General features: G+C 32.0%; 6 protein-coding genes and 1 riboswitch. Of the genes, 2 read left to right on the forward strand and 4 right to left on the reverse strand.

Features of this window, described 5'->3' with window-relative positions; all coding sequences use genetic code 11:
* Window positions 1–412: 412 nt before the first annotated feature.
* Complete coding sequence (locus KQI38_RS18685) at window positions 413–1,822, reverse strand: sigma-54 interaction domain-containing protein (RefSeq protein WP_094902427.1); 1,410 nt, start codon at window positions 1,820–1,822, stop codon at window positions 413–415.
* Window positions 1,823–2,088: 266 nt separating this feature from the next.
* On the opposite strand from KQI38_RS18685, the gene KQI38_RS18690 reads away from it, so the two are divergent.
* Both KQI38_RS18690 and KQI38_RS18695 read left to right on the forward strand, forming a co-directional pair.
* Window positions 2,089–3,000, forward strand: a complete 912-nt coding sequence (locus KQI38_RS18690) for an ABC transporter ATP-binding protein (protein ID WP_094902425.1) — start codon at window positions 2,089–2,091, stop codon at window positions 2,998–3,000.
* Window positions 3,001–3,017: 17 nt separating this feature from the next.
* Window positions 3,018–4,238, forward strand: coding sequence for an ABC transporter permease (locus KQI38_RS18695; protein ID WP_216562139.1), 1,221 nt, complete (start codon window positions 3,018–3,020; stop codon window positions 4,236–4,238).
* A gap of 49 nt (window positions 4,239–4,287) precedes the next feature.
* On the opposite strand, the gene KQI38_RS18700 is transcribed toward KQI38_RS18695, so the two are convergent.
* The 3 genes from KQI38_RS18700 to KQI38_RS18710 form a co-directional block, all read right to left on the reverse strand.
* A complete protein-coding gene (locus KQI38_RS18700) occupies window positions 4,288–5,076 on the reverse strand; it encodes a transglutaminase-like domain-containing protein (protein WP_094902421.1) in 789 nt (262 codons plus the stop codon).
* Window positions 5,077–5,089: 13 nt separating this feature from the next.
* Window positions 5,090–5,174: riboswitch (cyclic di-GMP riboswitch) on the reverse strand.
* Between the two features lie 194 nt (window positions 5,175–5,368).
* The gene (locus tag KQI38_RS18705; RefSeq protein WP_216562142.1) at window positions 5,369–10,786 is read right to left on the reverse strand and encodes a collagen binding domain-containing protein; all 5,418 of its coding nucleotides are present in this window, start codon (window positions 10,784–10,786) and stop codon (window positions 5,369–5,371) included.
* A gap of 123 nt (window positions 10,787–10,909) precedes the next feature.
* Complete coding sequence (locus tag KQI38_RS18710; RefSeq protein WP_216562145.1) at window positions 10,910–12,118, reverse strand: EAL and HDOD domain-containing protein; 1,209 nt, start codon at window positions 12,116–12,118, stop codon at window positions 10,910–10,912.
* Window positions 12,119–12,131: the final 13 nt, after the last annotated feature.

The following is a 12,131-nucleotide window of genomic DNA, read 5'->3' on the forward strand; positions in this document are numbered from 1 at the left end:
AGAAGCTTGGATGGATGAGTCCTGTAGAATACAGACTTAGCCTTTCGGCTGCATAAAAAATAGCGTAGCAGTTCACAAAACTACTACGCTACAAAGTCTAACTTATTGGGGTCACATCAGAATACGCTATTCTTTTAATAATGAATTTGAACATAAATAAATCTACCTCTCTCATAATTTTTAATAATGAAAATTAAATTGGTTATTATAATACCTTTTATTCACCTCCATCTATCTTATTTATATAGCAATCTTCATGCCATTTTTTCACTTTAATAAAGTGTAGTGATATCAATGTATTTATAAATCCAAATAAAAAACAACTAAGAGAAAGTATTAAATTTAATACTTTCTCTTAGTTGTTTTAAAATTAGTATGAAATTTCAGACTAAATTCGACATTATAATAGAATTTAATTCTTTGGATCTATTTCATATTTTTTTAATTTGCTGTAAAGTGTTTGTTTTGGTATCTTAAGATTTCTTGCTGCCTGAGCATAGTTATTACCTGCTTCGTCAAGCGCTAATTTAATAATACTTTTCTCATATTCTTCTACTGCCATTTTAAGTCCTATATCCTTCGATATTTTATGTTCAAAATGTTCTACTTCCACATTTTTTATATAAGGTCCATTATAAGTTTGGAGATCTTCTAATCTAATATACTCACCCTCGGCAAAATTCATAGAACTCTCAATGGTATTCTGTAACTCTCTTACATTTCCTGGCCAATCATTATTTGAAAAATATTCCATTACATGCTTATCCACTGATTTAACGGATTTATTCATTTTATCATTACAAATCTTAATAAAGTGTTCAACTAAAATCGGAATATCTTCTTTTCTATCCCTAAGAGGTGGTATATTTAAATTTATTACATTTAATCTATAGTACAAATCCTCTCTAAGTTTATTTTCCTTTACAAGTTTTTTAGCCTCTTCATTAGAAGCCACAACTAATCTAACATCTACAACAGTAGTTTTTGTACTTCCTACTCTCCTTATCATACCATCCTCAATCACACGTAGCAGCTTTGACTGCAGTCCTAATTCCATAGAGTTTAATTCGTCTAAGAACAATGTACCTCCATCAGCTAGCTCAAATAGTCCCTGCTTATCCTTGGCACCAGTGAAACTTCCCTGTACTGTGCCAAAAAGTATACTTTCAAGTAAGTTTTCAGGTAACGCTCCACAGTTTTGTGCAATAAAAGGCTTGTTTCTCCTATGGCTTAAATTATGTAATCCTTGTACTACTAATTCTTTCCCTGTACCTGTCTCTCCGAACACAAATACTGGTGAATTGCTATTAGCAACTTTTTGTACTTTTAACTTTAGTTCATTTATCAATTTACTTTGACCAATCATATCAGATAAATGGTATTGTGTTCCATTTTGAAAAAACTTATTAAACCCTGCATCTTTGCCATGTAATGTGCTTTGAAGCATAAGTATCTTCTCTGATAATTCAACTACATTGGTCAAATCCTTAAAGATTTCAATTGCTCCCTCAATTTTACCATCATTAATTATTGGAATTGTAGATGTAACTATTGAAACACTTTTTCCCACATAATTAATATAGTTTTGAACATGCTCAATTATAGGCATTTTACTATTAATTACTTTATGAAAAGTGCTGTTTTCTTTTTTAATGTTTGGAAATACTTGAAGAATATTTTTTCCTATTGCTTCTTTAGGATCAAATCCTGTAATGTTTCTAGATGATTCATTGAAGTATCTAATATTTAGATTTGAATCTACAACTATTATGCCTTCTTCTAAATTATTGATTATCAGCTCAATGATATTTTTATAATCCATAATATACCACCGTTCTCTATTGTTTACTTACATAATATCTATATATTACTTTACCAAATTATCCCACTATTGTCCAACAGATTTAATTATCTAGCTTTTATCTTATGACATTTAGATTTATGAAAGATAAAAAAGTAAGATATATTAAAATAATGACTAAAGTAATTATATTGCTTACTTCATTCCTTTTTACAAGATTTTCCCTTGTTTTACTAATTCCTATACCCTATAATTTAAAATATATATTTCATAAAGGGGATGATTTTATGATACTTGAGATAAAGAATATACGTAAAAGTTTTTCAGGCACTGAAGTATTACATGGCGTATCTTTTTCAATAACAAGTGGCAAAGCATTGGGATTCCTTGGTAGAAATGGTGCTGGTAAAACTACAACTATTAGAATACTTATGGGATTATTTGATGCAAATGAAGGAGAGATCCTTTTAGATGGAAAAACTTTTAATCCTACTGAACATTCAATTGGATATCTTCCCGAAGAAAGAGGCTTATATCCTAAGCAAAAGATATTAGACCAACTTATTTATTTTGGAGAATTAAGAGGATTATCTAGAAAAGAGGCTAAGGAAAATACTTTGTATTGGCTAGAAAAACTAGGTGTATTAGAATATAAAGATAAAAAGCTAGAAACTCTTTCTAAGGGTAATCAACAAAAGGTACAGATAGCAGAGACACTACTATGTAATCCAGATATAATTGTACTAGACGAACCCTTTAGTGGTCTAGATCCTGTTAACTCTCAGATACTTAAAGATGTAATTAATGAATTAATAGATGAGCAAAAATTGGTTATCTTCTCTAGCCATCAAATGACCTATGTAGAGGAATTTTGTGAAGAAATTGCTCTTATAAACAAAGGTGATATAGTTTTGACAGGAAATCTAAAATCTATAAAAAAAGAGTATGGTGCTAATAGGATAACTTTAAGTGCTGTTAATCTTAATATTGATGAATTACAAAATGTTTTATTTAATAAAGTAAAAGATATAGAAATACTTGAATCTAAAAATGATTATTTGATTATTGAATTAATCAATGGTAAAACAAAAAATGAGCTGTTAAATAACTTAATAGGACTTAATATTGATATTGAAAAGTTTTCAGTATATGAGCCAACTCTCACAGATATATTTGTACAAAAGGTAGGTGATAAGTAATGAGAGGTCTTTTGACAGTGCTTAAATTTGAATTATTTAATTTCCTAAAAAATAAGGTATTTAAGGTTTCTACTATTATCCTATGTTTATTAGTAATAATCGGGCTTACTATACCAACTATAATGGATGCTTTTGGTAAACCAATTTTCGGTGATAAAAAGAAAGAAGAAATATCTTATACTGATTCTAAAATTAAATATGGGGTTTTAATTAAGAAAGATACAATTAAATTAGATGAGTTACAATCTCAATTGCCAGATAATGAATTAATCAACGTAAAAAATGAAGATGAGTTAAGTAATTTAGTTATATCAGATAATATAACTGCAGGATTTATAGTTAACAGCCCTACAAATTATGAATATCTAGTAAAAAATACTAGTATGGATGATGGGAATAGGTTTACATTTGAAAGCGCTTTATTAAATCTATTTAGAAATAAAACTTTTTCAGAAAAAGGTATAGATTATAATGAAGTCATGGAAGTTTATAATATACCTATGGAATATGAAACTACTGTCTTAGGTAAGGATGGTATGAAAAATTATTTATATACTTATATATTAATCTTTGGATTATATTTTGTTGTACTATTCTATGGTCAGTTGACAGCTACTTCAGTAGCTAGTGAAAAGAGCAATCGTACTATGGAAATCTTAGTAACTAGCACCAGTACAAAAAATCTTATATTCGGTAAGGTAATAGCTGGCGCTTTGGCTGGAATAATACAGTTCGGTGCTTTGATTTTGGTAGCTAGTATAACTTATAAATTAAATATCCAAGCTTGGGATAATAATTTAGACTTTATCTTTAACATTCCCGGAAATGTATTGGCTACATTTTCTATCTTTGGAATATTAGGATATCTTTTCTATCTATTTATCTATGGTGTCATTGGTGCCTTAGTATCTAGAACTGAAGATGTAGGTACAAGCTCAACACCGCTTACTATAGTATTTATTGTTGCTTTCTTTATCTCTATGATGGGTCTTACAAACCCAGATATGTATGCATTAAAAGTAGCTTCATTTATTCCATTTACATCCTTTATGGCAATGTTTGTAAGGGTATCTATGGGAAATGTATCAAGTTTACAAATAGTAACTTCTCTATTGATATTAGCTGTATCAACTATCATTACTGGAATATTTGGGGCTAAGATATATAGATTGGGTACTTTAATATACGGTAATCCTATAAAAATTACAAAGGCTATTAAGATGTTAAAGGATAAATAATATAATATCTAAAAAAGGGATCTTATCAATGATAAGTTCCCTTTTTATTTTAATATTCTTTTTCTATTTTATAATCTTTTTCATCTTTTATCATAGTAGTAGCTGCATTCCCTTTTTTAAGTCCAGCATCATACGTTGTATCTATATTAACCCATTCATTGTTATCTGCCAAATATACTTGGTTCCATGCATGATATTCTTTAATATCATTCTTACGTCCCATAACTAATTTAGTAGGCACTCCTACAGATCTAAGCATTCCTGCCAATAAAGATGCATAATCATAACATATTCCTGTTTGTGATTTCAATGTTTCATCTATTTTTGGTATATAATTGGAACTTAAATTACTTGCCTTATCATTATCATAGCTTATATTAGTTATGATATAGTTGTAAATAACTTCTACCTTTTCCTTATCATTTTTAGCGTTTTTAGTTAGTTCCTTTGCCTTTTTTATGGCATCCATATCGTTATTCCAATTGATCATTTGAATAGATTGTAAATATATTTCATTTGAATCTACTGATTTTAGTGCAATAGTTTCCTTTGCAATTTGCTTGAACTTATTTCCCCCTACACTTTCTAATACCAATATAGTGTATTCACCATTTCCAAGTTGTAAAGGTATAGTATCGTTTCCTTTTAATATATAATCATAGCTTGTACTGCCTTTGCTAACTCTTACTGCTCCAACCTTGCCATTATTATTGTTGATTTTTATTACTCCACTATTTATTTGGGATTTATCAATATAATCATCAGCTGCTTGAGCTACTGCTGAGAATAGTAATAAAGTGATAACTAGTAAGAGTATAATCCTATGTTTTTTGAACATAAAAAACTCTCCTTTCGGTAACTGGCTGCCATCTTATTTCTAAGGAAGGCCCTTTAGCTTTGCGTCTCTAGCTTTCACTAGATTTGCCTTTATCGGTGGAAAGCACCAATAAATTATATTTATTTTCTATAGTTTACCATATTATTTTATTTAAGTGAATAGGAATTTTGTCCTACTTATTTGAAATTTTTATATAATTTTATATCCATTATATACCCAAATTCCATTGTTTAAAACTAATGTTTATTACGTACAAAAAGCAGAGAATATGAATATTCTCTGCCTTAGTTTGTTATGCTATCTTTTTTCTTAGAATTATTCCTACTACTATGAAGAATAATCCTGCAAGATACATTAATATTGAATTAGCTTGCCCTGTCTTTGGTAAGGTTTCTTTTTCTATCCCACCTAATGGAGCTTCTACGTCTATTTCTATCAATTCCTCTGTTCCATCTGGATGTTTTATGACAAAGCTATCTTTACCCGTAAAACCTGGATTTGGAGTATATTTCCATTTGCCATCTTTATCAAACTCAACAATTCCACCTTTAGGAGGTGTAATAACTATTGGTATTTCAGGCTCCTCTGGTTCTGTTGGCTCCGTTGGATCTGTAGGCTCTGTTGGTTCAGTAGGTTCTGTTGGTTCTGTTGGTTTTTCTGGATCTACTGGTTTCTCAGGTTCAACAGGTTTCTCTGGATCCACTGGTGGTTTTGTTGGTGGTTCTGGATCTGTTGGTTTTTCTGGGTCCGGATCCACCGGCGGTTTTGGATCTATTGGTTTTTCTGGGTCTGGGTCTACTGGTGGTATATATCTGTTAGTTATTGTTAGACCATCTTCTGATATTGATTTTCTATATCCACTTGGTACTTTAACCTCGTCTATGGTATACTCGTATTCATTTCCATCAATATCCATCCTGTCTAATTCATCCCAAGTATATTCTGTTTTTCCGTCTTCTAATTTCACTGGTACACCAAACGGTTCACCATCTTTGTATAGCTGCAATTCTATAGTCGGCTTTATCCTTGGTCCGCCAATCCACACCTTTTTGCCTGTAACTGAAGTCTTAGTATAGATGTTCATTACCTTCAGACCAGATTCTGCCTTTTTATAATCTTCTGGTTCAAAGTCATTACCATCTTTATCTACTTCTTTTACACTAAAGATATATTTATTTCCCTTTTCATCCGTCTTTGTAAGACCAGTCCAAACTACTTCTGTTGTGCCATCTAGCAATTCTTTGATTTCAGAACCTGGCACTTCTGCAGCTTCTTCACTACCTATTTGTCTATATAGCTTGAACCATATTGTTGGTCTTGGGTTTTCTCCGCCGTCCCATTTCTTAATTGCTCTAGCACTTGCATCTGTAGGACTAACATAATGATTGGTTACCTCTAGACCATTCTCTGCTTTTACATAGTTTTCAGGGGAAGAATCTTCACCTTGTTCATTCACTTCTTTAACAGAGTAAATATATTGTGTACCGTCAATATTGGTTTTGTCTAAGTTTTCCCAAGTCACCTCTGTTATACCATTTGAAAGTTCTTTGATTCCTGCACCTAGTACTTCTACTGCTTCTTCAGTACCTATTTGTCTGTATAGTTTAAACCATGTTGTTGGTCTTGGATCTGCTCCGCCGTTCCATACTTTGGTTCCTTTTACTTCTATTTTTTCTTTGGTATTTTCAAAGCTTCCTACTGCAATATTCTCTTCGTTTTTATCATATGCCTTATTTACTACTATTTCCATTTCTTCTTCTGATCTAACATATCCATTTGGTGCTACTTCTTCTCTTAAATAGTAGGTTCTAAAAGGTAGGTTTCCTATAGTTAATATACCACTTTCAGTAGTATACTCTGCATCACCAAATTGAATTCTTTTGCCATTTAAATCGTACCATAGTGTAAATGTAGCTTCACTGCTAGTTATAACTTCGTTTTCCTCTGAATCTACTTTAGTGATCCTTAATGCTCCTCTATTTGGATCCCACTCTCCACCTGCATCAGAGAATTGTCTTACTTTTAGTTTTTCAACTGGTATGGTCTTTTTCTCAATACCTGTTCCAGCAAATTCTACATTATTGAATACTTCTCCATCTGTTTTTGTTACAATAGTTTTGTATCTTAGTATCAAGATATTTTCAACGTCTTTGACAAAGTCTATGGTTAGAACTGTTTCGTCAGCATCTGTATTTACATCAAGGTTATAATCTGTACCCTTGATTAATTTAACCTCAGTTGAACCTTCTAATCTAAAGATTTCAAGGCTATCTCCTACATATACAAGTCCTGGACTCATGGTGTCAACTATCTTTGCATCTTTGATTATTGATAGACTTTCATTAACATTAACTTCCCAGTTAACTTCATCTCCTGTAAACACCTTCTTATCCTTTACACCAACTGCTCCTTTTTCTAGGAAATCGTTGTGCTTACTATAGTCAATTGTTGCAGAATAATCATAGTCCTTTCCTCCAACTTTGACTGTAGCGTTGTTAATATATTTCGCTTCTGATACATCAGGTACTGTGGTTGTAAATTCTATTACATATCTTTCTTTTACTTCGAAATCATTATTGAAGGTTAAGATAAATGTCTTATCATCAACGACAACTGTATAATTACTAGCATCCAACTTTGTTCCTGTGTTCGTAGTGGTTCCACCAGAATTTACGTCATAAACGAATACTTCTATACTATCCTCATCAATGGTTCCATCATAAGCTAAAGTATCGATAACTTTAACACCGGTTCCAAGATTTTGTTTTTGATAGTTAATATATAGCTGCCAAGCTGTCTTTCTCTCAGTACCACTAATCCAGCCATTTTTCTTTACTCCACTATCAAAATGTATTAATTGACCTTCCTTCTTACCACTATTCCAAGAATCTTGTCTAACCTTATGAGATGCATCCCTTTCTATTGAGCCGGAATTACCATTTATTGTTTCCCATGTGAATTTAGCTTTGTTTCTATAAGTTTCATCGATGTTATCATTAGGCTCTGGTGTATTACCTTCAATTTCTGCTTCTGGGTCATAGGAAGTTGTATAAGTTATCGACAAAATATTATTTAATGGTAATGCGGATTCCTTAAGCTTAATAATAAAGCCCTTGTGATAGCCATCTTCTCGAGGTTCAAGAGTATAATCTGTACCTTTAGCAAAAGTTCTTCCTCCTGTTCCCTCAACTTTAACTATTACCGAATCAGGCAACAATATTAACCCTCTACTTGGGAAGGTATCCTCTATTTCTAGTTCATTTATCGCTTCTCTTATTGGATTAACCCTAAGTTCCCAATTCATGGTCTTAGCATTATAGTCTACAGATTTAAAGCTTTTACCAAAGCTATTAGCCGGTGGATTGATTGGTACAGGATTTATCGTTCCACCTTCCCCAACACCAATCCCTGTCAATCCTGCAATATTGCTAAACCCATTTATTGTAAAATCTTCAATTTTGGTTGTATAGGTTACTGTAATCTTTTCTGTACCTATATCACCTAATTCTATCTTAACCTCTGTTTTATCCTTGTGCACTCCATCAGTGATAGGAGTTATTGTTATATTTTCGGCAGTCATACCAGCGATAGTGATATCCTCTGCTTTGATACTCAATCCTTTTGGTATATAGTCTGTTAAGACTACATTACTTAGTGGGTGTCCAGCTTCATTTACATGAACAGTCCAAGTAAGAGTTTTATTATCATAATCTACATTGGATTTACCTACTTTTTTAAGAATAGGATCTCTTACTATATCAACCTGTTTCTCTGCATTTCCTACTTTGGCTTCTCCACTATATAGTTCAGTTTTATTAGTAAATTCATTATTTTTTTGATAATCTCCACCATTTACATCTGAATAATCAATACTTGTTTTAAATCTTATTTCATACTCATCAGTTGATGCTAAATCCCCTAATTCTATTGGAAATCCTGTTGTCTCAATACTTCCATCATTTATTTTAGTACCATTTCTATAAACTTCTATAGTACCTTCTACAATCTTCAATCCTTCTGGCAAATTATCCTCAACTTTAGCATCTTTTATTTCATTGCCAGATTTATTTACATATATACGCCATTCAATTTCATCAGTATTGCCAACTCGCCAGCCATCTTTTTCTATAGGATTACTTCTTGTAAATCCACCCACTGTAGCATCTGCTGATAGTTCTTTATCATCATAACTAAAAGTTGCATCATTTGTAAAGGTGTCTTTGGAATAATCTTCAATTGTAGTGGTATACACAATCCTATAGCCTTTATATGGTGCTATATTGTTAAATCCAATACTAAATTCATTATCAATCATATTTGGTGCTACTGTGACTGAACTGCCAAGAGATTTATCTCCTTCAAGCCCTATAATTAGTTCATTTACTTTGAAATCTCTTGGTGAACCTAATCCATCTGGAATTATGTCTTTTACCGTTGCATTTGTTATCTCCTTATCACTAGTATTGATAATATCTATAGTCCATGTGATCTCCTTTGCATCATGTTTTTTATCTGGATGACCTTCTTTATCTATGCCCCTTATATCTCCGCTTGGTTTTGCTATTACCTTTAGAGTTGTATTTTTCTTATCATTGAATTCAATCTCTTGCTCTATATTTTCTTCAAATTTTTCTAGGTTAAACTCTAATCCAAGGTTTACGAAACCATTTTTAGTCTCTGCTATTTCAATGTTTTCGTTGAATATAAACCTTAGTTCACTACCAATGATAGTATACGTTCCAACAATAGTTCCCTCAACTATTATATTTTGAGGAGTTGTTATATCCATGGCTTTAAACACATCTGGTAACTGTATAGTTGCCGTATCTCCATTTTTTGCATCAAGTCCTTGTGTATCCCATTTGTATCCAAGTGTTACTATGGTATCAGGCCCTATCTCTATTATTTCACCCTCATTAATATTAGTACCATCTTTTCCACCAAGTCTGAAGAATTCAAACTCAAATATCTCTCCTAGATCATTACCCTCACTAGTCACCCCAAGTCTAGCCATTATAGTAGGTTTAACCTTCTCACTAGCACCTCCAACTTCCATAGTTCCAGTAAATTTTACTACCTTTGCTTCTTCATCCCCTACAAATAAATCTCCTAGATTATCTGTTGCAGATGCTAGCATAGCGGATGTCTTTCCTATGAAGCTAATTTCTTCATTTTCTAATATAGTAGGCTCTCGTCCCTCACTAGGTGTTTCTTCTCCATCTGAGGCTTCTTCACCTTCTACTTTTTCTTCTTGTAATTCTTCATTCTCTTTCTCTGTAAGTGTATCTTCTACTTCTGTATCATCTGTTTCTTCTGTTTCATCTTCTGGAACTGTAGATGTTTCTTCTTCCTTATCTTCTAAACCTTCATATAGATCTCGGTTGATTTTTACAGTCACTTCTCCATCTGTAGATATACTGTAACTTCCTATTACTGTTTCTTCATCATCTTCTGCTATTAAGTCAGTTTCTGGCACTTTGTTTTCCAAAGTAAAGCTACCAATATAGGTATATTCTACTACTCTATTATTAGAATCCAGAGCAAATTCCCAGTCTAATCTTGCTATGCCATCTTCACCTATTGGTCTCTCTGTCATTGAAAAAGGTCCTTTTGCTATCTCAGCATAGACTGATTGTGCTGCAGGCCCGATTATCTGTAACAACATAGCTAACGCAACCATGAGTACCACTCTTGTTTTACTTTTCTTCATATATCTTCCCCCTTTCTTTATTTTTCAACATATCATTCTTATGATATGTCATTATAAATTTCATATATATGTCAATTTTGTTGAAATTTATACCTTTTTTTGCTGTTCTAAAATATAAATACTTTATCCTACCAATTTGTTGTACCATAGCAATGCATCCATATATGCCTTAACAATTAAATAGCAGTCAATATCTAAACTTTCTGCATATAAAAGAACCTCATCCCATTCTGCTTTTTCATAAGCTATTATCATTTTATATATGATCCCAATTTCCCCATTTCCATCTATTAAAGCCGCTTTTATCACATTTGATGCTTTTACTTCATCTAGCACTTCACTAATAGGTCTTCTTAAAATAACATCTAGCAACGAGAATAATCCTAGTAAGAACATCTCCTCTGATTGTTTCTTGTATCTAGTATTGATTGCTATTAATTCAGCAAATCTAGCTCTGATGAGTGATAATCTAGTTAGTTCGTCTGGCTCATCTTCTCCTATAGTATTTACTACGACAAGATATATCCACTTTTTTATTTCTCTTTCTCCAAGTGCTACTACAGCATGTTTAACTGATTTAATCCTATATCTAAATCCAAATGCTGCAGAATTCACTAATTTTAGTAGATTGTAGGTCAATGACAAATCCATGGATACTATATTGGCAATTTTACCAAAATCTATTTCTTTTTCATTTACTTTGCTAACCAATTGCAAGCAAGTAGCTTTAATTGGCTGTATCTTTTTTGATATCACTATTTCTGGTTTACTAAAGAAAAATCCTTGGAATAAAGAGAATCCAAGTTTTTTTGCATATTCAAAATCTTCTCGGGTTTCAACCTTTTCTGCTAATAGTTCTATATTTCGCTTCTTTAAATCTCTACTAAGTCTCTTGATTTCTTCTTTATCTGATAGCAAAAAATCAATTTTTACTATATCTGCTAATTCTATTAACTCTTCATATTCTGGTTTATATATAAAATCATCTAATGCAATTTTATATCCCATTTCTTTTAGGGATTTACTATTTTCTATGACCTGCTCACTGGGTAGTACATCCTCTAGTATTTCTACCACAAGAAGGTCCTTAGAAAAAAGTGTGGCTGTTTCGTCATTTATTAAACTCTCTGTAAAATTGATAAATACTGGCTTTGCATTTGTTAAGTTTTCAATACCAAAGGTCTGAAATGTATTAAAGATTACTTCCCTAGAAGCCTCATCTCCGTCAATTCCATCAAAATTGTTTACGAGTCCACTTCTATATAAAATTTCATAAGCACTAACCTTTTGTTCAGAATCAAAAATAGGTTGTCGAGCTAAGAACACATCCATAACAGTAATGTTC

It is taken from the genome of Tissierella carlieri, assembly GCF_018917285.1.
In the GTDB taxonomy this organism is placed as follows: Bacteria; Bacillota; Clostridia; order Tissierellales; family Tissierellaceae; genus Tissierella; species Tissierella carlieri.